General features: G+C 65.6%; 21 protein-coding genes. 15 read left to right on the top strand and 6 right to left on the bottom strand.

Features of this window, described 5'->3' with window-relative positions:
• Positions 1 to 143: 143 nt before the first annotated feature.
• Both CDN36_RS10740 and CDN36_RS10735 read right to left on the bottom strand, forming a co-directional pair.
• On the bottom strand, positions 144 to 1,739 hold the full coding sequence (locus tag CDN36_RS10740; RefSeq protein ID WP_287496709.1) for a sensor histidine kinase: 1,596 nt from the start codon (positions 1,737 to 1,739) through the stop codon (positions 144 to 146).
• Positions 1,740 to 1,978: 239 nt separating this feature from the next.
• Positions 1,979 to 2,668 (bottom strand): response regulator transcription factor, encoded by a 690-nt coding sequence (locus CDN36_RS10735; RefSeq protein ID WP_150554733.1) that lies wholly within the window; start codon positions 2,666 to 2,668, stop codon positions 1,979 to 1,981.
• Positions 2,669 to 2,870: 202 nt separating this feature from the next.
• Here CDN36_RS10735 and recA point away from each other — a divergent pair, with 202 nt between their 5' ends.
• From recA to CDN36_RS10695, 8 genes are all read left to right on the top strand, one after another.
• Positions 2,871 to 3,938: a recombinase RecA gene (gene recA, locus CDN36_RS10730; RefSeq protein WP_150554732.1), complete on the top strand. Its 1,068-nt coding sequence runs from the start codon at positions 2,871 to 2,873 to the stop codon at positions 3,936 to 3,938.
• Positions 3,939 to 4,062: 124 nt separating this feature from the next.
• Positions 4,063 to 4,605 carry a recombination regulator RecX gene (gene recX / locus CDN36_RS10725; RefSeq protein ID WP_353846862.1) on the top strand — a complete coding sequence of 181 codons (543 nt, stop codon included), beginning with the start codon at positions 4,063 to 4,065 and terminating at the stop codon, positions 4,603 to 4,605.
• Positions 4,606 to 4,915: 310 nt separating this feature from the next.
• Complete coding sequence (locus CDN36_RS10720) at positions 4,916 to 5,593, top strand: DUF2889 domain-containing protein (RefSeq protein ID WP_150554730.1); 678 nt, start codon at positions 4,916 to 4,918, stop codon at positions 5,591 to 5,593.
• Positions 5,590 to 6,756 (top strand): ADP-forming succinate--CoA ligase subunit beta, encoded by a 1,167-nt coding sequence (gene sucC / locus CDN36_RS10715; protein WP_150554729.1) that lies wholly within the window; start codon positions 5,590 to 5,592, stop codon positions 6,754 to 6,756. Before CDN36_RS10720 ends, sucC begins: the two co-directional genes overlap by 4 nt.
• 84 nt (positions 6,757 to 6,840) lie before the next feature.
• Entirely contained in the window at positions 6,841 to 7,722 is an 882-nt protein-coding gene (gene sucD / locus CDN36_RS10710) for a succinate--CoA ligase subunit alpha (RefSeq protein WP_150554728.1), read from the top strand.
• 147 nt (positions 7,723 to 7,869) lie between these two features.
• Complete coding sequence (locus CDN36_RS10705) at positions 7,870 to 8,598, top strand: TerC family protein (RefSeq protein ID WP_150554727.1); 729 nt, start codon at positions 7,870 to 7,872, stop codon at positions 8,596 to 8,598.
• A gap of 257 nt (positions 8,599 to 8,855) precedes the next feature.
• Entirely contained in the window at positions 8,856 to 9,380 is a 525-nt protein-coding gene (locus CDN36_RS10700) for a pilin (RefSeq protein WP_150554726.1), read from the top strand.
• 183 nt (positions 9,381 to 9,563) lie between these two features.
• On the top strand, positions 9,564 to 11,381 hold the full coding sequence (locus CDN36_RS10695) for an O-antigen ligase family protein (RefSeq protein ID WP_287496708.1): 1,818 nt from the start codon (positions 9,564 to 9,566) through the stop codon (positions 11,379 to 11,381).
• A 124-nt stretch (positions 11,382 to 11,505) separates the two neighbouring features.
• Here the strand turns inward: CDN36_RS10695 and thiD are convergent, their stop codons facing one another.
• Complete coding sequence (gene thiD / locus CDN36_RS10690; RefSeq protein ID WP_287496767.1) at positions 11,506 to 12,342, bottom strand: bifunctional hydroxymethylpyrimidine kinase/phosphomethylpyrimidine kinase; 837 nt, start codon at positions 12,340 to 12,342, stop codon at positions 11,506 to 11,508.
• 212 nt (positions 12,343 to 12,554) lie between these two features.
• Between thiD and CDN36_RS10685 the strand changes: the two genes are divergently transcribed.
• From CDN36_RS10685 to CDN36_RS10655, 7 genes are all read left to right on the top strand, one after another.
• The gene (locus CDN36_RS10685; protein WP_039405704.1) at positions 12,555 to 12,725 is read left to right on the top strand and encodes a rubredoxin; all 171 of its coding nucleotides are present in this window, start codon (positions 12,555 to 12,557) and stop codon (positions 12,723 to 12,725) included.
• A 156-nt stretch (positions 12,726 to 12,881) separates the two neighbouring features.
• Positions 12,882 to 14,318, top strand: coding sequence for a hypothetical protein (locus CDN36_RS10680; RefSeq protein ID WP_287496707.1), 1,437 nt, complete (start codon positions 12,882 to 12,884; stop codon positions 14,316 to 14,318).
• 178 nt (positions 14,319 to 14,496) lie between these two features.
• The gene (locus CDN36_RS10675) at positions 14,497 to 15,066 is read left to right on the top strand and encodes a YqgE/AlgH family protein (protein ID WP_039405698.1); all 570 of its coding nucleotides are present in this window, start codon (positions 14,497 to 14,499) and stop codon (positions 15,064 to 15,066) included.
• Entirely contained in the window at positions 15,063 to 15,500 is a 438-nt protein-coding gene (gene ruvX / locus CDN36_RS10670) for a Holliday junction resolvase RuvX (RefSeq protein ID WP_287496706.1), read from the top strand. Before CDN36_RS10675 ends, ruvX begins: the two co-directional genes overlap by 4 nt.
• 65 nt (positions 15,501 to 15,565) lie before the next feature.
• The gene (locus CDN36_RS10665; protein WP_353846861.1) at positions 15,566 to 16,543 is read left to right on the top strand and encodes an aspartate carbamoyltransferase catalytic subunit; all 978 of its coding nucleotides are present in this window, start codon (positions 15,566 to 15,568) and stop codon (positions 16,541 to 16,543) included.
• Positions 16,544 to 16,550: 7 nt separating this feature from the next.
• Positions 16,551 to 17,819 (top strand): dihydroorotase, encoded by a 1,269-nt coding sequence (locus tag CDN36_RS10660; protein ID WP_287496705.1) that lies wholly within the window; start codon positions 16,551 to 16,553, stop codon positions 17,817 to 17,819.
• 12 nt (positions 17,820 to 17,831) lie between these two features.
• Entirely contained in the window at positions 17,832 to 18,662 is an 831-nt protein-coding gene (locus tag CDN36_RS10655) for a lysophospholipid acyltransferase family protein (RefSeq protein ID WP_287496704.1), read from the top strand.
• A 33-nt stretch (positions 18,663 to 18,695) separates the two neighbouring features.
• Here the strand turns inward: CDN36_RS10655 and CDN36_RS10650 are convergent, their stop codons facing one another.
• The 3 genes from CDN36_RS10650 to CDN36_RS10640 form a co-directional block, all read right to left on the bottom strand.
• Entirely contained in the window at positions 18,696 to 19,679 is a 984-nt protein-coding gene (locus CDN36_RS10650) for a symmetrical bis(5'-nucleosyl)-tetraphosphatase (RefSeq protein WP_353846860.1), read from the bottom strand.
• 93 nt (positions 19,680 to 19,772) lie between these two features.
• A complete protein-coding gene (locus tag CDN36_RS10645; protein WP_150554718.1) occupies positions 19,773 to 20,864 on the bottom strand; it encodes an MraY family glycosyltransferase in 1,092 nt (363 codons plus the stop codon).
• Between the two features lie 52 nt (positions 20,865 to 20,916).
• A complete protein-coding gene (locus CDN36_RS10640) occupies positions 20,917 to 22,011 on the bottom strand; it encodes an MraY family glycosyltransferase (protein WP_287496703.1) in 1,095 nt (364 codons plus the stop codon).
• Positions 22,012 to 22,044 lie beyond the last annotated feature (33 nt).

The raw sequence follows: 22,044 nt of genomic DNA, 5'->3' as shown, positions 1-22,044 counted from the left end.
CCCTGGGACACGCCCGGGCCGTTGCAACTGATTATTGGAGGACAACCTTACCGCCGTCTGACGCGAAACTGACTCGAAGCTTACGCGGCTAGGGACTTACCCTCGACTTTGGCCCGATTTCGAACGTATTTGACGTACTTTCGTCACGCATGCGGGTTTTCGATAGGCTCCGCAAGCGGCAGGGTTACGCGAATGAGCGTGCCCGTTGCTTCGGGGTGCTGTGCGTCGACGTGATCGAGCACGCTCACCTCGCCGCGATGAATCTGCACGATCTCGCGCACGATGGCGAGCCCGAGACCGCTGCCGTCGCTGTCGCTGCCGAGAATGCGATAGAAGCGCTCGAACACGCGCGGGCGCTCCGCGGCCGGAATGCCGGGCCCCGTATCTTCCACCTCCAGATGGACGAAGCCGTCGGACGCCTCGTGGCGCAGCCGCACCGTTACCTTGCCGCCGGCCGGGGTGTAGCGGATCGCGTTGTCGATCAGGTTGTTGAGCAACTCGCGCAACATCACCGGCTGGCCCGACAGATGCACGGGGAAGGGCGGCTCCTCGAAGCCGAGGTCGATGCGTTTGGCAAAGGCCGCCTGGAACCAGTCCTGCATGGCGCTGCGCGCGAGCAGACTCAGATTGACGGGCGTAAAGGCGGCGGCGTCGTTGGCGCTGTTCTCGGCGCGAGCCAGTGCGAGCAACTGGTTGACGAGGCGTGCGGCCTGCTCGGAGCTCGCGGCGATCTGCGAGAGCGAACGGCGCAGCTCGTCCGGCGAGGTCTGGCGCAGCGCGAGCTCCGCCTGCATGCGCAGGCCGGCAAGCGGTGTCTTGAGTTGATGCGCCGCGTCCGCGATGAAGCGTTGCTGCAGCTTCATGTTCTGTTCCAGTCGCTCGAGCAGATCGTTCAACGAATTGACGAGCGGGGCGATCTCCGGCGGCGCCTGCCGGGCTTCGAGCGGCGACAGATCGTCGGGCCGCCGCGCGCGAATGTGCTCCTGCAGCGCATGCAGCGGCGCGAGGCCGCGCGAGAGCCCGAACCAGACGAGCACGATTGCCAATGGCAGGATCACGAACTGCGGCAGGATCACGCCCTTGATGATCTCGTTGGCCAGTTGGCTGCGCTTGTCGAGTGTCTCCGCGACCTGCACGAGAGCCATGCTGCCGGGGGGATCCATGCGCGGCAGATCGACGTAGGTGAAGGCGACGCGAATGTCGTTGCCGCCGACCGTCTCGTCGCGAAACTGCACGACGCCGGGCTGCGGCCGGTCGTCTTCATGCGGTAGCGGCAGCTCGGCCGTCCCGGCGACGAGTTCGCCCTTCGCGCCGAGCACCTGGAAGTCGACGTTGTCGGTGGCGTCCGCGCGCAGCAGATCGCGTGCGGGCATGGGCAACGTGAGCGTGACTTGCCCGCGATCCGAGTGCACCTGCTGGGCGAGCACGTAGGTATTGGTCTCCAGGGCGCGGTCGAACGGGCCGTTGGCAATCGACTTCGCGACGAGATACGTCACCGCGATGCTCATCGGCCAGAGCAACAGCAGGGGCGCGAGCATCCAGTCGAGAATCTCGCCGAACAGCGAGCGCGGCGGCGGCTCGGCCTCGCGCTCGAGCGGTGCGCCGAAGCCCTGGCGCGCAAAGGGATCGGCGTAGGGGTCGAAGGGGTCCGCGTCGGGCGCGCGAATGCCGTCTGCCGGACGGACCGGATCGGCCGGAGTGACCGGGGCGCGACGGTGATGGCGAAGGCTCAGACGCATCGGGCGGGCGGACTGGGAGAGCGAAATTGCCGGGACGGCGAGGGTTCAGGGATGACGTTGCCGGCGGAGGGCGGTCCGCGGGCGGCTCGGCCCGCCTCGGCGCCTGCCGTCGTCAGGCACCCGCTCAGCCCTCGCGCGCCGAATCCCGCAATGGACTTCGCAATAACTTCGTAACAAGTTCGTAATGGATCGCATGAATCGGATCGCACGAGTCGCCCGGTGCGGCGACATGCGCGGACTCAGGCGGCGTTGGCAGGCGCGGAAGCTGGCTTCTCCAGACAATACCCCAATCCGCGGATGGTGGCGATGCGCACGCCGCTCGGCTCGATTTTCTTGCGCAACCGATGCATGTACACCTCGATGGCGTTGTTGCTCACTTCTTCGCCCCAGCCGCACAGATGGTCGACAAGCTGTTCCTTCGAGACCAGACGGCCGGTGCGCAGCAACAGCACTTCGAGCAGTTCGAGCTCGCGCGCGGAGAGGTCGAGCATCTGCTCGTTGATATAGGCGGTGCGTCCGACCTGGTCGAAACTGAGCGGGCCATGGCGGATGACGGTGGAGCCGCCGCCGGCGCCACGCCGGGTCAGCGCCCGCACGCGCGCTTCGAGCTCCGCCAGTGCGAACGGCTTGGCCATGTAGTCGTCGGCGCCCAGGTCGAGGCCCTTCACGCGGGCGTCGACGCTGTCGGAGGCGGTCAGGATCAGAACGGGCAGATGGGAATTGCGGGCGCGCAGCCGGCGCAGAACTTCGTGACCCGGCAGGCGGGGCAGACCGAGGTCGAGAATCAGCAGATCGAACGTCTGGGCCGAAAGAGCGGAGTCGGCTTCGAGCCCGGTTTTGACGTGATCGACGGCGTAGCCCCCCTGGCGCAGCGAGCGGGTCAGGGCATCGGCCAGAATGCTGTCATCCTCTGCGATGAGAATTCGCATGGGCGTGATAGGCTTGTGTAGGCACCGAAGCCTGACGGCTGCGGTGTGTCTCCTGTGATGTTGCGGCGCGTGGTTCGCGGCTTTTTTTCTCGTTTCGGCGCTTTCGGACAACAGGCACTTGCAAAGAGCACTGGTTTTTTATACAGTACCGGCATTCACGCCTCACTCGAGCCGTCTCGCTCATCATATCAAAGGACGATTCATGGAAGAAAGCAAGAAAGGGTCTGCCAATCTGTCGGCCGAGAAAGGCAAGGCGCTCGCCGCCGCCCTCGCGCAGATCGAGAAGCAATTCGGCAAGGGCTCGATCATGCGTCTGGGCGACGGCGAGGTCGAAGCCGACATCCAGGTCGTCTCGACCGGCTCGCTGGGTCTGGACATCGCGCTCGGCGTCGGCGGTCTGCCGCGCGGCCGCGTGATTGAAATCTACGGCCCGGAATCGTCGGGCAAGACCACGCTCACGCTGCAGGTCGTGGCGGAAATGCAGAAGCTTGGCGGCACCTGCGCGTTCATCGATGCGGAACACGCGCTCGACGTCGGCTACGCCAGCAAGTTGGGCGTCTCCGTGCCGGATCTGCTGATTTCGCAGCCGGACACGGGCGAGCAGGCCCTGGAAATCGCCGACGCACTGGTGCGCTCGGGCTCGATTGACCTCATCATCATCGACTCGGTCGCGGCACTGGTGCCGAAGGCCGAAATCGAAGGCGAAATGGGCGACTCGCTGCCGGGTCTGCAGGCGCGTCTGATGTCGCAGGCGCTGCGCAAGCTCACCGGTACGATCAAGCGCACGAACTGCACGGTGATCTTCATCAACCAGATTCGTATGAAGATCGGTGTGATGTTCGGCAACCCGGAAACGACGACGGGCGGCAACGCGCTGAAGTTCTATTCCTCGGTGCGCCTGGACATCCGCCGTATCGGTTCGATCAAGAAGGGCGACGAGGTGGTCGGTAACGAAACCCGCGTCAAGGTCGTCAAGAACAAGGTGTCGCCGCCGTTCCGCGAAGCGATTTTCGACATCCTCTACGGTCAGGGTATTTCGCGCGAAGGCGAGATCATCGACCTGGGGGTGAGCGCGAAGATCGTCGAGAAGGCCGGCGCCTGGTACAGCTACAACGGCGAGAAAATCGGCCAGGGCAAGGACAATGCGCGTGAGTTCCTGCGCGAGAATCCGGAAGTCGCCCGCGAGATCGAGAACAAGGTGCGCGCGTCGCTGGGGGTGACGGCGATCAACGAAACCGGCGAGATCGAAGAAGAAGACGACGAAGTCTGAGGACCTCGGAGTCGGGACGGCAACGCGAAGCTTTGCGGCGGCGCGTTGCCGTTTTTTGTTTCTGCCACTGATTGCATGACGAAGATGCTGCAGATCGCGTGTCGCACTGCACCCCATTGAGGCCATGATCCACCGCCGTCCGCCCCGAGATCCGAACGCGCCGCCCCCGCCGGGCGACGAGGCCGTCGCGGCCAGGCCGTCGCGCAAACCCGCGCTGAGCCTCAAGGGGCGGGCGTTGTCCTACCTCGCGCGCCGCGAGTACAGCCGCGCCGAGTTGCGCCGCAAGCTGCTTCCCTATGCCGACGCCGAGGATCCCGACGCGCTGGAGCGCCTGCTCGACAACCTGGAGCACGAGCGCTGGCTCTCCAACGAGCGCTTCGCGCAGAGTGTGCTCAATCGCCGGGCGTCCCGGCTAGGGACGACGCGCATCGTCAACGAACTCAAGCAGCATCAGGTCGATGCGCAGACGGTGGCGGAGCTTGCCGAACAATTGCGCAGCACCGAGTTGGCCCGCGCCCGGGCCGTGTGGCAAAAAAAGTTCGGCGAGGTGGCCACCACGCCCGAAGCGAGGGCCAGACAGATGCGTTTTCTGGCCTCGCGCGGCTTCTCGCGTACCGTTATCAGCAAAATCGTGCGTGGCGTGGACGACTTTTCCGACGATCTCTGACCTCTCATCCCCTCCATTTTCTGATGGATGTGCCGCGATTCATCGCCGAAAAACGGGCAACGCCCGTCGCGCACGAGCCGACCTGAACGACAACGCCCGCTGGGGCGGACTCCCGCGTGACGCGTCACTTCTCGGTTATCGCCATTTGGCGTTGCACCATACCGTCGGCGACCCGCCAATTTTGATAACCCGACCGATGGGTCGGGTAATTCGGCCTTATGCGGCGGGCTTCTGCTGCGCTGCGGCAGTCCCGCCGGCCGCCTATGCTAGAATCAAGATCTTTCCGCGTTCATGCATTGCACACTCCCGCATGCCGCTCTCCGCGCCTGCCCCTCGTACTCTGCGTCACCGTCGCACGATCGCTGTCGAAGCGTTTTCGCGCGACGACGGCCTATGGGACATCGAAGCCTGTCTGACCGATCACAAGGATCGGGATTTTGCATTGGCGACGGGACTTCGCAAGGAAGGCACGCCGATCCACGAACTGCGGCTGCGTCTGACGATCGACGAGAACTTCGAAGTGCATGACGCCGAGGCCGTCTCCGACTGGGTGCCATATCCCGGCATTTGTGACCAGATCGGCCCGCAATACCGTAAGTTGATTGGTCTTAATCTGCGCTTCGGCTTTCGCCGCGCGGTTCGCGAGCGCCTTGGCGGCGCCGCCGGCTGCACCCATCTCACGGAACTCTGCAGCGTCCTGCCCACGGCAGCGATTCAGGCCTTTGCCGGTGTGGTGATTCATACGCCGGACACGGCGGCCAACGATGCCGATAACGCGGCGCCCCCTTTCCAACTCGGACATTGTCACGCCCTGCGGTTTGATGGCGAGGCGGTGCGCCGGTTCTACCCGCGCTGGTTCAACGGCCGCGCAAACGATCGAGCGAACGAGCCCTCGACGCCCGCCACGACAGAAGCGGAGCGCGACGGTGTCTCGACTCGCACGCTCGAACCCAAACTTCCAACTCAGCAAGAAGGGAATCACGCATGAAGATTCATGAGTATCAAGGCAAGGAAATCCTCCGGAAATTCGGAGTCGCGGTGCCCCGCGGCATTCCGGCGTTTTCCGTGGACGAGGCCGTGAAGGCAGCCGAGGAACTCGGCGGTCCGGTTTGGGTGGTCAAGGCCCAGATCCACGCGGGCGGTCGCGGCAAGGGCGGCGGCGTGAAGGTTGCCAAGTCGATCGAGCAAGTGCGTGAATACGCTGGCCAGATCCTCGGCATGCAGCTGGTCACGCACCAGACCGGTCCGGAAGGTCAGAAGGTCAATCGCCTGCTGATCGAAGAAGGCGCCGACATCAAGAACGAACTGTACGTCAGCCTCGTGGTCGACCGCATCTCGCAGAAGATCGTGCTGATGGGTTCGAGCGAAGGCGGCATGGACATCGAAGAAGTCGCCGAAAAGCACCCGGAACTGATCCACAAGGTGATCGTCGAGCCGTCGGTCGGCCTGACCGACGCGCAAGCCGACGACCTGTCGAAGAAGATCGGCATTCCGGACGCTTCGATCCCGCAAGGTCGCGCGATCCTGCAGGGTCTGTACAAGGCGTTCTGGGAAACGGACGCCTCGCTGGCCGAAATCAACCCGCTCAACGTGAGCAGCAACGGCACGGTCACCGCGCTGGACGCCAAGTTCAACTTCGATTCGAACGCCCTGTTCCGTCATCCGGAAATCGTCGCCTACCGCGACCTGGACGAAGAGGATCCGGCTGAAGTCGAAGCGTCGAAGTTCGATCTGGCCTACATCTCGCTCGACGGCAACATCGGCTGCCTGGTGAACGGCGCCGGTCTGGCCATGGCGACGATGGACACCATCAAGCTGTTCGGCGGCGAGCCGGCCAACTTCCTGGACGTGGGCGGTGGCGCCACGACCGAGAAGGTCACCGAAGCGTTCAAGATCATGCTGAAGAACCCGAACCTGACCGCCATTCTGGTCAACATCTTCGGCGGCATCATGCGTTGCGACGTCATCGCCGAGGGCGTGATCGCTGCATCGAAGGCCGTCTCGCTGAAGGTGCCGCTGGTCGTGCGCATGAAGGGCACGAACGAGGACCTGGGCAAGAAGATGCTCGCCGAGTCCGGCCTGCCGATCATCTCTGCGGACAGCATGGAAGAAGCTGCCCAGAAGGTTGTCGCGGCTGCCGCAGGCAAGTAACCAGAACTGTCGAAGCCGCAGCGGCGTGCCGCCCGCAGGGGCCGCGCGAGCGCTGTCAGGCAACCGGATGAAGGAAATCAAGCAATGTCGATTCTGATCAACAAAGACACCAAGGTCATCACCCAAGGTATCACTGGCAAGACCGGCCAGTTCCATACCCGCATGTGCCGCGAATACGCGAACGGCAAGAATGCGTTCGTCGCCGGCGTGAACCCGAAGAAGGCTGGCGAAGACTTCGAGGGCATTCCCATTTACGGCTCGGTCAAGGAAGCCAAGGAACAAACCGGCGCGACCGTCTCGGTGATCTACGTCCCGCCCGCAGGCGCTGCCGCCGCGATCTGGGAAGCCGTCGAAGCCGACCTGGACCTGGCGATCTGCATCACGGAAGGGATTCCCGTGCGCGACATGATCGAAGTGAAGGACCGTATGCGCCGCGAAGGTCGCAAGACCCTGCTGCTCGGCCCGAACTGCCCGGGCGTGATCACGCCGGACGAGCTCAAGATCGGCATCATGCCGGGTCACATCCACAAGAAGGGCCGCATCGGCGTGGTGTCGCGCTCGGGCACGCTGACCTACGAAGCCGTGGGCCAGCTGACCGCGCTGGGCCTGGGCCAGTCGACCGCCGTCGGTATCGGTGGCGACCCGATCAACGGCCTGAAGCACATCGACGTCATGAAGATGTTCAACGACGATCCGGATACGGACGCCGTGATCATGATCGGTGAAATCGGTGGTCCGGACGAAGCGACGGCCGCCGAGTGGATCAAGGGCAACATGAAGAAGCCGGTCGTCGGCTTCATCGCTGGCGTGACGGCGCCTCCGGGCAAGCGCATGGGCCACGCCGGCGCGCTGATCTCGGGTGGTGCCGATACGGCCGAAGCCAAGCTGGCCATCATGGACGCCTGCGGTATCAAGGTGACCAAGAACCCGTCGGAAATGGGCCGTCTGCTCAAGTCGGTGCTGTAATATCCGCCGCACGACCGCGCGCGGGCTGCCGGAACCGGCGGCCGCGCGAGAGGTCTTCAAGAAGGGAGCCCGGAGCCTCGGGCTCCCTTTTTTGCTCTTGCCGTATCCCTGACGTTACCGTTTTTCGCTTCCGAGGATTTTCCCGCCATGCTTGCGTTCTTTGCCGAGCTGAACTGGGCCGCGGTCCTGCAGATCATCATGATCGACATCCTGCTGGGTGGCGACAATGCCGTGGTGATCGCGCTCGCCTGCCGCAACCTGCCGGCCAAACAGCGGCTGCAGGGCGTCGTGTGGGGGACCGTCGGCGCGATCGTGCTGCGCGTGATTCTGATCGCGTTTGCCGTGACGCTGCTCGAAGTTCCCTATCTGAAGGCGCTGGGCGGGGTGCTGCTGCTCTGGATCGGGGTCAAGTTGCTCGTGCCCGACCATGACGCGCACGACAGCGTGAAGCCCGCCGACAAACTGTGGACGGCGGTGAAAACCATCATCGTCGCCGACCTCGTGATGAGCATCGACAATGTGATCGCGATTGCCGGCGCCGCGCAAGGGGCGGCCGACCATCACCAGTTGCCGCTCGTGATCTTCGGTCTGCTCGTGAGCATTCCGCTGATCGTCTGGGGCTCGCAACTGGTCCTCAAGGCGCTCGATCGTTTCCCCGTCATCGTGATCGCCGGCGCAGGCCTGCTCGGCTGGATCGCCGGCGGCCTCATCGTCTCCGATCCGGGCATCGGCCCGTGGCTGCAACTGCCGGGCGCCGCGGCCGAATACACCCACTACGTGGCCGCAGCGGCCGGGGCCGTGCTCGTCGTGGCGCTGGGGCTCGTGCTCAAGCGCCGCAGCGAGGCCCGTCAAACGCGTGCAACCTCTTCCGAGTAACGCGGTCCATTGCGGTGGCGGACGCCGGGCGTCCGCCATGACATTGTGGGAAGACGCACGCCCGGCTCGGACGAATCGTCCGGCCCGTCACTAGGACGATTCTCCGTACCCGCACGGCGCCGCCCGATTTTGATCTGTGGCAGGGCTCGCGCCCCAGGGCGTGTGGCATACTCCGCCCACTTCCCCCCGACGAGCGCCGTCCCATGTCCGGACAGCGCGTCCGTTTCGTTTTCAATGCTTTCGCTGGGAGTTACACAATGCGTCGTTTCGGCCACCGGACCACCGGTATCGCCAAGTCCCGGGGCTTCACCCTGATCGAGCTGATGATCGTGCTGGCGATCATCGGTGTTCTGGTCACGGCTGGAGTGCCTTATCTGCAGAATTATCTGGTGCGCGCCAGGGTCGTCGAGGGGTTGGGGGCCGCTGCATCGGCCAAGGCGCTCGTAAGCGAGAACGCCATGCATGGCGCGCCGTTCAACAGCGGCTGGCAGGCACCGAGCGCCACGGACAACGTGAGCGGCGTGACCATCGATTCCGCGAGCGGCAATGTGACGGTCGCCTACACGCAACGCGCCGGCGACGGTGCGATCGTGCTGGTGCCCACAAGCACCGGCGCACAAGGCCGGCAGGAGGCGCTCACGGTCGGCAAGGCGCCCGAGGGGCAGATCGTCTGGACCTGCTACGCCCAGGGCCGCGAAGGCGCGCCGGGCGGGGCAACGTTGCCCGCCAAGCTGGCCCCGCCGGAATGCCGGGGCGCCAAGGCCGCCGAGACCGGGGCCTGAGAGTGACCGGCGCACAGGCTGCACGGCGCGGCGCTGCCGCGCTCCCGGCAGCCTGGCGCGTCGTTTGCGCGGGCGGTTGCTTGATGCGCGCGAGGCGCGCGAGGCGTGAAATGGCTGCCCTCGGGCGGCCATTTTTCGTTATGCTTGCGCATCTTTCCACCGGTGCATTGCACGGCGACGACCTTGTTTCCTCCACTGCTGCTTTCGCTGATCGGGCTCACGCTGGCCCTGATCTGGGCCTTGCCCTATAACCTCGTCAAGCACACGTATCCGATCTCGACGTTCTACTCGGAGACGCTGGCCTTCGCGCTGTTCGCGCTGCTCGGCGCACTGTCGATGGTGGCCGTGTGGCAGCGCGACTCGCGCGTGCTGCGCATGCCGCGTGTGACGTGGATGCCGCTGGCGTTCGTCGGCGTGATCCTGGTGCAGCGCGCGATGCTGTCCACCGAGCTGCCGCAGTTGATGATGACGGCGCTGCTCTACGGCGTGGCGATGATCGTGGCCGTGAGCGCAGGCTTCTGGCTGGCGCAACTGGGCTGGCGCGGCGTGCTCATGCGATGGAGCGCCGTGGCGCTCACGCTGGGCGGACTATACGCCGTGGCGGCACAGCTCGTGCAGGCGTTTCATCTGGAGTCACATGTGCCGTGGCTCGTCGCGAGATATACGGTGTCGGTCGCGCGACGGCTCTTCGGCAACATGTACCAGCCGAATCACCTGGCGACGTATCTGTCGCTGGCCAGCGCCGGTGCCTTCTATCTCTGGTATCAACGCAAATTGCCGGCGTGGGCCTGGCTGCTCGCCAGTGCAGTGTTAGACCTCGGCATCTGCCTGACAGGCTCGCGCACGCCATGGCTGCAACTGGCGCTCATGTCGACGTTCGGCCTGTGGCTCGTATGGATCGAACGCGCGGAGTCAGCGCGCAACGTCCGTCGCCCCATGCGCTGGTTCGTTCCCGTCGCGATCCTGCCCTTGCTCGCCGCGATGACGATGTTCGTCGGCTGGGCAAACGTCGCCTGGGGATGGCAGCTCGACGGCAGCGCCGTGGCCCGCATGCATCAGGCGGGCCAGGTCACGGGGCGCCTGAATCTGTGGGAATACGGATTGGCCATCTTCCGCGAGCATTGGCTCTTTGGCGCCGGCTGGTCGAACTACATCGACGCGCAATTCGCGCTGGTCGACAAGCTCGGCCCGGTCGAGATGGCCGACAACGCCCATAACGTGCTGATCGATCTGCTGGCGAAGACGGGCCTCGTCGGCACGCTGCTCGTGCTGCTGCCGCTGGTGTTCTGGTTCGCGCGCGCGGTGCGCGGCATCAAGACGCCGCCCGTCGCCTTCGCATTCATTTTGCTGGGCATGCTCGCCGTGCATGCGATGCTCGAGTATCCGCAGCACTATGCGTTCTTCCTGCTGCCTGCACTGTTCCTGCTCGGCTTGTGCGAGACGAAACCCATCGACAGCGTGTCGCCGACGGCGACCGGCGCCGTCAACGGCGTGATCGTGGTGTTCGCGTGCGTGGCGATTCCGTGGCTGTACGGCGACTATCAGCGTGTCGAAGTGGCGTACCGGGCGGGCAAGATCGACGCTTACCGCACGGATCCGGCATTGTTCTTTGCGCCGTATGGCGACTATGCGGTGACGGGGGCGCTCTTTCTCAATCGCGACCAGCTCGACGAGAAGCTTGCCGCGCATCGCGAAGCCCTGGCGCTTGGTGCGGGGCCGACGATGATCAAGCGCTACATCGTGCTGCTTGCGCTGGCCGGTCGCAACGACGAGGCGATGGACGACATCACGCGTCTGAAGAACTACAACTCGCTGATCTTCGAAGCGCAATACGCCGCGCTCGTGCGCATGCTGCGCGCCCAGGGCGACGAACTCAAGCCGTTCACGCGGCACGTGATCGAGACATGGGGGCGGCCGAAGGGCGAGGGGGCCGGCGAGTGCGATGGGTGCGACGACGAAGCGATGGCACCGGTGCATGGCGCGTCGCGACGCGTCTCCTGAGCGGAGGCCTGGCGCGGCGAACGCACGCGCTTCAAAGAAGAACGCCCGCGGATCCGCGGGCGTTTTTCATGGTCCTTCGGGAAACGGACGGTATCGCCGCGGCGTGCGCCGACCCGTTCGGGTATCAGGCATCACCGGCTTCGATGTCCTGATCGGTCTCTTCACTGCGCGCCCAGAAGAAGCGGTCGGGAAAGTGCCGGCCCATGCCGGGACGGAAGGCGTTCTCCAGCACCTGCTGCAGGTACTCCTGCGCTTCGCGCACGGCCTCGGGAACGGCCAGCCCATTGGCGAGCATGGCCGCCACGGCTGCGGCGAGCGTGTCGATCGCGCCGGCGACGTTGTTCGCCGGGCGTTCCCACGCGTCCTCGCGCACGACGCCGCCGTCGCTGTAGAGCGTATGCGTGAACTGCGGGGCGTTGCCATCGCTCACCAGCACGAATTCGCAGCCCCCTTCGAGCAGCAGGCTCACCGCCTCGTCGAGCGACAGGTTTTCGTTCTCCGATGCGGCCTGCGCGAGGGCGATCGCGCTGGCCGGGCTCACGACGAGCACGCTCGCTTGCGGCACGAGCAGGCTGGCGGTGGCTTCGCGCAATTCGTCGGCGGAGAGCAGATGATCGCCCGCCAGCCCGAAGTCGGGCGCGACCACGAGCGGCGTTTCATCGTAATCGGCCACGATTTCCGCGATGGCCGCAACGTTTTCGGCGTTGATCGCGCTGCCGACCTTGAACGCGGCGATCGGCATGTCCTCGAGCAGCATGCGCGCCTGGTCGCCGATCCAGTCGGGATCGATCGGCTGCACGTCGTCGCAGGCGCGCGAATCCTGCGAGGAGTAGCCGGTCAGGACCGAGACGCCATAGCCGCCCATGCTCGCGAACGTGAGCAGGTCGGCCTGCACGCCGGTTGCCGAAGTAGGGTCGGAGAGTCCGAAGGTCAGGAGGATGGGAGGGGATTCAGTGTGCATGGAGGCAGGATAGACGGCGATCTGGTCAGGCTTGGGGTTCGTTGGTACCATCACGCCTTAAATGCCCGTTTCGGAGCGCTTTCCAGCGCCGTGGGCGGTTCCTGCCGGGCCATGGACCGGCAGGGCGCTCACGACACCCTCCGGCATCTGCGCCGGGGTGCCCGAAGCGGTTGACAAGCCATTGTAACGGAACGCTCGTCGCTGAAGAAAGAATGGAATACAAGAGCTGGATGTGCCTGATTTGCGGCTGGATCTACGACGAACAGGCAGGTTTGCCCGACGAGGGCATCGCGCCCGGCACGCGCTGGGAAGACGTGCCGATCAACTGGACCTGTCCCGAGTGCGGCGCGCGCAAGGAAGACTTCGAGATGGTGCAGATCTGAGGCCGGACGGCGCTGCCGTCCGCCCGACCGGATGCCCGCGCCGCGCCAGCATTTTCCGACGTACCCGCCCGCCGTCGCGCCGGGCAACCGGCTGACGGTGCGGCAAACTCCCCGCCCGAATTCACGAAGACTGGCCTCGCGGCCTGGAGATGGCCTATGGTGACGCCGCAAACGCCTCCCGACAGCACGCCTTCGCGCGACATGCCGCTGTGGCGCCTGCCCGACGTGGCCGACGCGCTCACGCAGGCCTCGGACGCGTGGTCGAATGGTCCGGCAGCGGCGCTCGGTCCCCTGCGCCGCGCCAACCGTCTGCTGCAGGCGAGCGGGCATGCCGATTGGGCGCTGCATGGCGAGCGTCTGGTGCAGGCCATCGCCGAAGCCGCATACGGCGAGCCCGGCGGTCAGGACGTTCAGCGCAATGCGTTGCGTCAGTTCGAACGCGACATCTGGCGCGCAGGCGCCGCGCCCACCGTGCCCACCGCCACCGTGCCTACTGCGCCCCCTGCGCCCCCTGCGCCCCCTGCGCCCACCGCGCCCGCCGCGGAAGCCCCTGCCGAGAGCGCCAATGGGGCCGAACCCGGCAAGCCGGGCCGTTGGCCCGGCGAGCCGACAACCGGCGAGTTGCGCATGGCCGGCTGGGCCATTGCCCGCCCGCGTCTGCATGGGCTGCCGCCCGGCACGGCGCCGTTGCGCGCCGACGTCGAACGGGTGCTGCTGAGACTGTTGCGGCCGGATGCCGATGTCACCGACACGACCGCCGCCCTCGGCGAGCTGGCCGATCTCGCCGCCGACCTTCACCGCGCAGGCGCGAGCGCGCCGCTCGATTACTGGCGTCTGGCCGCGGCCTGGTTGCGGTTCGTGCGGGCCCCCCTGAGTCTGGCCGACAAGCGGCAACTCGGGCGAATGAACATGGCGTTGCGCAGGCAACTGGCCCGCCCCGGCGTGCCGGGCAGCGCGGAGGCGGCAGCCTCTGCCGCACCCGCGGCCGCCGCGGCAGGCAAAAACGCGGCGCAAGCCGTGCCGGGTCACGATCTGATCGAGGCTCTCGCCACCTGGAACGCACAGGCGCCCGACAGTTGGCTGGGCACGCTGCTGGCCGACTTCGGCGTGCTGCGCCGGGCGGCTCATTTGCCCGAACCGCTCGTCGATGCCGCACAGGCGGGCCAGAAGCAGGGGGCCGGCAGCAGTTCACGGGACTGGCTGCGTATCGGGCCGCTCGCGGTGCGTCAGGACGTCTGCCAGACGTATCTGAGCCTTGCCGACGAGGCCCTCCCGAATTTGAGCGATCCCGCCGTGGCCGCGCGCGTGGCCGAGTATTCGGCCGCGATCGGGCTGGCGCCGGTTGCGCGGCTGGCCGCAGCGGTGGCCGCCACCGGGGAGCGCCTGGCGGCTTCCCCGCCCGCGGAGCCCGGCGGGCCGGCCGCGCTGGCGATGACGGTCAAGGCGCTGCGCGGCATGCTGCATCAATTTGCCGCCGACACGTACCCCGAGCCTCGCCCGGACCTGATCGCCGAGATGGCGATGTGGCGCGAGCGCGCGCTGGACGCCAGTGTGTTCGGGCAGCGGCTCGTCACCGCACGCGACGTTCCGTGATAAAGTCGGCGAAAGGGCTGCCGCTGGCGGCCGATGGCCGTACCACGATGCGCAAAGCGTTCGTCCGCTGACGGGCCGCCGGCGAGTGCCGCGCGGGCCCACCCGGTGCCGAGGCACCGGTGACGGGGCGAGCGACCGGGCAGCAGACCGTCACCAGGCTCCGATAAACTCTGGCCATATGCCGAACGACCGTATCAACCTCACCAATCAATTCCTCATCGCCATGCCGGGCATGGCGGACCCGACGTTTTCCGGCACTGTCGTGTACCTGTGCGAGCACAGCGAAAAAGGCGCGATCGGGCTGGTCATCAATCGTCCCACCGACATCGATCTGAAGTCGCTGTTCGAGCGGCTCGATCTGAAGCTCGAAATCGATCCGCTGGCGAGCCAACCGGTGTTCTTCGGCGGTCCCGTGCAAACCGAGCGTGGCTTCGTGCTGCACGAGGCCACCGGTACGGCGTACAGTTCGTCGCTGTCGGTGCCGGGCGGGCTCGAAATGACGACGTCCAAGGATGTGCTCGAAGCCGTGGCCAACGGCGAAGGGCCGGGCCGCTTCCTGCTCACGCTTGGCCATTCGGGCTGGAGCGCCGGGCAGCTCGAGGACGAGATCAGCCGCAACGGCTGGCTGACGGTCGCCGCCGATCCGGGCATCGTGTTCGACGTGCCGCCCGCCGAGCGCTTCGACGCCGCGCTGGCACTGCTCGGCGTGACGTCGTCCATGCTCTCCGCCGACGCGGGTCACGCATGACGGCAGGCAGCGCCACGGTGCTCGCTTTCGATTACGGCGAGCGCCGGATCGGCGTCGCGATCGGCAATCAGATGCTGCGCGAGGCGCGCGCGCTGACCGTCATCGCTAATCTCAACCGCGAAGTGCGATTTGCCGAGACCGGCAAGCTGATCGCCGAGTGGCAGCCGGGGCTGATCGTCGTCGGCCTGCCGTGCCATCCGGACGGCACGCCGCACGACATGACCCAGCAAGCCAAGCGCTTCGGCAACCAGCTCAATGGACGTTTCAACGTGCCCGTCGTCTGGGTCGACGAGCGCTACTCGTCGGTGGCGGCAGCCGCCGCGCTGGCCGAGGCCGGCGTCAAGCGCTCGCCAAAGACCTCAAAGACCTCGCTCGATGCCGAGGCCGCCCGCATCATCCTTCAGCAATATTTCGACGAGCATGTCCCTGCCTGAGGTTATGTCCGCCGCCGCATTGCGCCATGCCCATTGCGCCGCTTCCCCGCCCTCGGAGGCCGCGCATGGCTAACGGAATCCTCGGGCGACGCGGCCATCCCCAGCTCACCCGCAACGGCGAACTCAAGCATCTGCTCACGGTGGAAGGGCTGCCGCGCGCCGTGATCCTGCACATCCTCGACACGGCGGCGCAGTTCGTCAGCGTCAACGATGCGGACGTGAAGAAGGTTCCGCTGCTGCGCGGCAAATCGGTCTTCAACCTGTTCTTCGAGAACTCCACGCGCACGCGCACGACGTTCGAAATCGCCGCGGCACGGTTATCGGCCGATGCGCTGAATCTGAATGTCAATGCGTCGTCGACGAGCAAGGGCGAAACGCTGCTCGACACCATCGGCAACCTCTCGGCGATGCACGCCGATCTGTTCGTCGTGCGTCATGCACAGGCGGGCGCTCCGTACCTGATCGCCGGGCACTGTGCGCCGCACGTGCACGTCATCAATGCGGGCGACGGGCGTCATGCGCATCCGACGCAGGGGCTGCTCGACATGTACACCATTCGTCACCACAAGGGCGAATTCCAGAACCTGACGGTGGCGATCGTCGGCGACATCCTGCATTCGCGTGTCGCACGCTCCGACATCCACGCGCTGACGACGCTGGGCGTGCCCGAAGTGCGCGCCATCGGCCCGCGCACGTTGCTGCCCACGGGGCTAGAGCAACTGGGCGTTCGTGTGTTTCACGACATGGACGAAGGGCTGCGCGGCGTCGACGTGATTATCATGCTGCGCCTGCAGAACGAACGCATGAACGGTGCGCTGTTGCCGTCGGCGGCGGAGTACTTCAGGTACTACGGCCTGACCCCGCAGCGCCTGGCGCTGGCCAGGTCGGATGCCATCGTGATGCATCCGGGCCCGCTCAATCGGGGCGTGGAGATCGATTCAGCCGTCGCCGACGGGCCGCAATCGGTCATTCTCGAACAAGTGTCGTTCGGCATTGCCGTGCGCATGGCGGTGATGAGCATCGTTGCCGCGAACCACGGATGAGGGCGCGATGAAACTGCATCTGAAGGGCGGCCGATTCATCGACCCCGCCACCCGAACCGATCGCGCGCAGGACGTTTTCATCGCCGACGGCAAGATCGTTGCACTGGACGCGGCGCCTGCCGATTTCACGGCGGAGCAAACCGTCGACGTCGCGGGCGCGATCGTGATGCCAGGGCTCGTCGATCTCGCCGCACGGCGAGTGACGGCAGCCAGCGAGGCCGCTGCGGCGCTCGCGGGCGGCGTGACCCGCGTCGTGTGCCCGCCTGACACCGATCCCGTGCTCGACGAGCCGGATCTCGTGGAAATGTTGCAACTGCGCGCCCGTGCGACGCATCACGTGCAGGTCCATCCGCTCGGCGCGCTGACCGTCGGGCTGGCGGGCAGGGAGCTTGCCGAGATGGCGCAACTGGCGCAGGCGGGTTGCATCGGCCTGTCGCAGGCGAGCGCGCCAATGCCCGACACGCGCACGCTGCTGCGGGCGCTGCAGTACGCGGGCACGTTCGGCCTGAGCGTGTGGCTGCGTCCCCACGATGCGCCGCTTGCCGCGGGCGGCGTGGCGGCGAGCGGCGCGGTGGCGTCTCGCCTCGGGCTCGCGGGCATTCCCGTCGCCGCGGAAACCATCGCGCTGCACACCATTCTGGAGCTTGTGCGCATCACGGGCACGCGCGTGCATCTGTGCCGTCTGTCATCGGCGGCCGGTGTCGCGCTCGTGCGTGCGGCCAAGGCCGAGGGGCTGCCGGTGACGTGCGACGTCGCCGCGCACCATCTGCATCTCACCGACATGGACATCGGTTATTTTGACGCCCAGCACCGGCTCGATCCGCCGCTGCGGGGCGGCCGCGACCGCGATACCATTCGCGATGCGGCCCGCGATGGCACGATCGATGCCATCTGCTCGGACCACACGCCGTTGGCGGCGGACGCTCGCCTCGTGCCTTTCGCCGAGGCGGCGCCCGGCGCAAGCGGGCTGGAACTGCTGTTGTCGCTGGTATTGAAGTGGGCCGACGAGGCCCGCGTGCCGCTCGTCGATGCGCTCGCGCGCGTGACACACGGGCCGGGGCAGCGGCTCGGCGCCGCCGCGCCGGGCGCCGGCCGGCTGGCCGTGGGGCTGGCGGCCGACGTCTGTGTGTTTGCACCATCGTCGCATTGGACCGTTTCGGCGCAACAGTTGCGCAGCGCCGGACACAACACCCCGTTTCTGGGATACGAACTGCCGGGCAGCGTTCGGCTCACGTTGGTCGGTGGCCACGTGGCGTACCACGCCCTCGCCGTCTAGGATGCGATTGCCGTGCTGTTGATCAAAAAACTCCGTCTGGGCCTGCACCTCGCGCGCGGTCTGCTGACCGCGCTGCTGCTGTTTCCGTTTCTGTCCGAGGCGGCCAAGCACCGGCGCATTCGCGCATGGTCGCGGAAACTGCTCAAACTGTGCGGCATGCGCCTCGAGGTCGAGCAACGCGCGCCGCTGCCCGACAGCGGTGTGATGCTGTTGTGCAATCACGTGTCCTGGATCGACATCTTTGCGATCAACGCGTGGCAGCCGGTGCGCTTCGTGGCCAAGGCGGAAATCCGGCACTGGCCGCTCGTCGGCTGGCTGTGCGTGCAAACGCGCACGATTTTCCTGCAACGCGAGCGTCGTGCCGACGCACGCCGCATCATGCACTACCTCTCCGACTGCCTGCGCGACGGCGACATCATCACGGTGTTTCCGGAAGGCACGACAACGGACGGCCGCAGCCTGCTGCCATTTCACGCGAACTTGCTGCAGGCGCCGCTCACCACGGCAAAGCCGGTACAGCCGCTGTGCCTGTTCTATGCGGATGCGGCCAGCGAGCGCCACACGATGGCGCCGGCGTACATCGGCGAGATGAGTCTGATCGAATCCATCGACATGATCCTGCGCGCACCGCCGATGACCGTGCGCCTGTCGATCGGCGAGCCGCAGTATCCGCACGAAGGCCAGCATCGCCGCGAGTTGGCGCTCGGGGCGCAGAAGGCCGTGGGGGAAGCCTTGCAGGCGTTTCTGCCCGAAGCGGTGTTGCCGGAAAGCGGCTCGGTCGGTTCGCGCGAGGCGACCCTGGGCGACGACGAGGGGGACGCGGCGCAGCCGGTGCAGGCCTGAGGTGCGCACGCGCACGGCGTTCCCGCGAGGCCGTCAAGCCCCCTTGCGCCTGGCGGCTTTTTCCGATGTTTCTGTCTTGTCGGCCTTGTCAACCTTCTCGGCCTTGCCAGCCTTCTCGAACTTCTCAACCTTCTCAGCCTCCGCGGCCTTGTCAGCCTTCCTGATCCTGTCGCGCCGCCTGTCGTCCGCCGACGCGAACGGATCGCGAATCTGCGCACACGCGATCTGAATCAATTCGCGCCTCGCCGGCGTGTCGGCGAGCTTCACTGCGGTGAGCTTGCCGCCCCACACGCAGCCGGTGTCCAGGCCGAGCAGTCGCTCGCGCATCAACAATCCGAGTGCGGACCAGTGCCCGAACACGACTGTGACCTCGCCGGTGCGTCGTCCCGGCACGTCGAACCACGGCCTGAGCTCGTCGGTGGCCGCGTCGGCGCCCTCCTTGATCTTGAAGTCGATGCGCCCGTCCACGGTGCAGAAACGCATGCGGGTCAGCGCATTGATGGCGAGCCGCTGCCGATCCTCATCATTGAGATTCTCGTGCCACTGGTCGGGCTGGTTGCCGAACATGCGCGACAGGAACGTCTTCCAGTTGGGACCGCGCAGTTGCGTCTGGACGTCCCGTGCGAGTGAGATGACCTGCGCGGCGTCCCACTGCGGCAGCACGCCGGCGTGCACCATCAGGTGCCCGTGTGCGAAGTGTGCGAGCGGTTGACGGCGCACCCAGTCGATGAGCGCGTCGCGATCAGGCGCGTTGAGAATGTCGTCGATCGTATCGCTGCCATGTGCCTGCCGCACGCCGGCGGCCACGGCGAGCAGGTGCAGATCGTGATTGCCGAGCACGGCCGTCACGCGATCGCCCAGCGCGATGACCTGACGCAGCGTATCGAGCGAGCGCGGGCCGCGATTCACGAGATCGCCGGCGAGCCACAGATCCGAGTCCTGCGGCAGGCGCGCGAGCAGTTCTTCAAACGACGTTTGGCAACCCTGGAGGTCGCCGATGGCATAGATGTCACGCATCGCGTTGGTGGCGCTGTCTTGTCTTGTCGTCCCGATCACGGGGCTGGGGAGTGCCGCGACCGCACGAGTTATGTGCGCCGCCCCCGGTGTCGTTCACTTCTTGTAGATCAGCCAGCGCGGCGCCTTGAAGCGGACAATGCGCAGATACAACCACACGTAAGTCACCATGAAGGCCACGCAGCATAGCGCGAGCACGAGACTATGTCGCCAGAAGACCGTTGCCGGGATCACTGCCAACAAGCATAGCAGCCAAAGGTACGGAGACGTCAAGGAGTTGCGCTGCGTGAGGGCGCTTGCCGTGCGTGCGCCGGCAGCCCAGCGCATCAGCCGCTTGTAGACGAGCATGTGCAGATGCACGCCGTCGGGGATGCCCGGCGAGATGCCGCGCACGAAGCGCTTCCGATAGATCGAGAAGCACACCTCGAAGGCGGGGTAGATGACCATGAGCGCCGGATACCACGGCGAGACCTGCGGGTTGCGCATGACGAGCAGGATGGCGATCTCGGCGAGCATGAAACCGAGGAAATAGGCGCCGCCGTCGCCGAGAAAGATCAGCCCGCCGGGAAAGTTGAAGATGAAGAAGCCGAGGATGGCGCCGACCATGATCATCGACGTGGTAAGGACGATCGGGTCCTGCACCTGGAAGCCGACGTAGCCGAGCGAGGCGAACATGATCATCGCGACCATGGCGGCCAGGCCGTTGAAGCCGTCGATGATGTTGACGGCGTTGGCCATGCCGGCCACGCACAGCACGGTGAGCGGCACCGACACGGCGGCGAGCACCAATGCGCGGTCGGCGACGCCGATGTCGATGCGCGTGATGTGGATGTCGAGCATCAGCCAGGCGAGCAGGGCGGCGAACATGGTGCAGACGAGCCGCACGGTGGGCGTGACCTTCTTCGTCAGGTCTTCGATGAAGCCGGAGAGGAATGCGGGCAGCCCGCAGGCGACGAGCAGCAGGATGTCGCGAGAGACCTTCGGGTAGAAAAACGCAAGGGCGGTCGCGGCGACGATGAGACCGGCGAGAATGCCGACGCCGCCGATGCGTGGCACCGGGCGCACGTGGAACTTCTGTACGCCGGCGACGTCGCTGTCGCCGGAGAAGCGGGCGTGAACGTGCGCATAGCGAACGATCAACAGTGTCGCCGCAAACGACACGACGAGGGCGATGGCGAGACTCAGCATGAGACTTGTCGATGGCCGATGGACCGACCATCAGGGAACGATGGGGACTGGCTTACTTCTTCTTGAAAGTCATCCAGCGGGGTGAGCGGAACCGCACGATGCGTTGATAGAGCCAGGTATATACGATCACGAACACAAGACAACACATGGCCAGCAAGCCGCTGTGTCGCCAGAATATCGTGGCCGGGATGACCGCCAGCAGGCACAGCACCCACAGATACGGGGACGTCATCGAATTTCGCCGTGCGAGCTGCTCGGCGACCTTTGAGCCGACGGCCCAGCGCAATACTCGTTTGTAGATGAGCATGTGCAGGTGCACACCGTCGGGCATGCTCGGCGAGACGCCGCGCACGAACCGACGCCGGTAGATCGAAAAGCAAACCTCGAAGATCGGATAAATCAGCATTAACGCCGGATACCAGGGCGACACCGCCGGATTGCGCATGACTAGCAAAATGGCAAGCTCGGCGAGCATGAAGCCGATGAAATACGCACCCCCGTCGCCGAGGAAGATCAGTCCGTTCGGATAGTTGAGAATGAAGAACCCCAGAACGGCGCCGACCATGATCATGGTCGCCGAGAGAATGACATTGTCGCCAACCTGAAAAGCGACGTATCCGAGCGACGCGAACATGAAAATGCTGACCATGGCGGCCAGGCCGTTAAATCCGTCGATGATATTGATCGCATTGGTCATCGCCGCGACGCAAATGACCGTCAGCGCAACTGAAATCCAGGGAAGCGCAAGCCCTTTGTCGATGAATGCGATATCGACGCGGTTGATGTGAATGCCAAGAATCCAGTAAGCCACCACCGCCGAGACCATTGCGCACAGCAAACGGGTTCTGGGCGACACGCGCTTGGTAATGTCTTCGATGAACCCGCCGAGGAATACCGGCGCCGCACTGGCCGTCAGCAGCAGAATTTCCCGGAGATTGCCGGAATAATAGAGTGTCGCAAATGTGCCCGCCGCGAGCAGTCCGAGCATGATGCCCAGTCCGCCAATACGGGGTACGGGATGCGCATGAACCTTCTGAACGCCCTGCGTATCGCTATCGCTCGAAAAACGCGCGTGCACATGGGCATAACGCACGATCAGCAGCGTAGTGACAAATGAAACCACCAATGCCAAGGTCAGGTTCAGCATAGTACGGAGAAGTCGATTGCCTCTTTACCGGGG

Origin of the sequence: Pandoraea sp. CB10b_02, from assembly GCF_002216225.1 — a bacterium.
Lineage (GTDB): Bacteria > Pseudomonadota > Gammaproteobacteria > Burkholderiales > Burkholderiaceae > Pandoraea > Pandoraea nosoerga.
The sequence above is the reverse complement of the archived record's forward strand: the minus strand, read 5'-3'. Positions and strand labels throughout refer to the sequence as shown.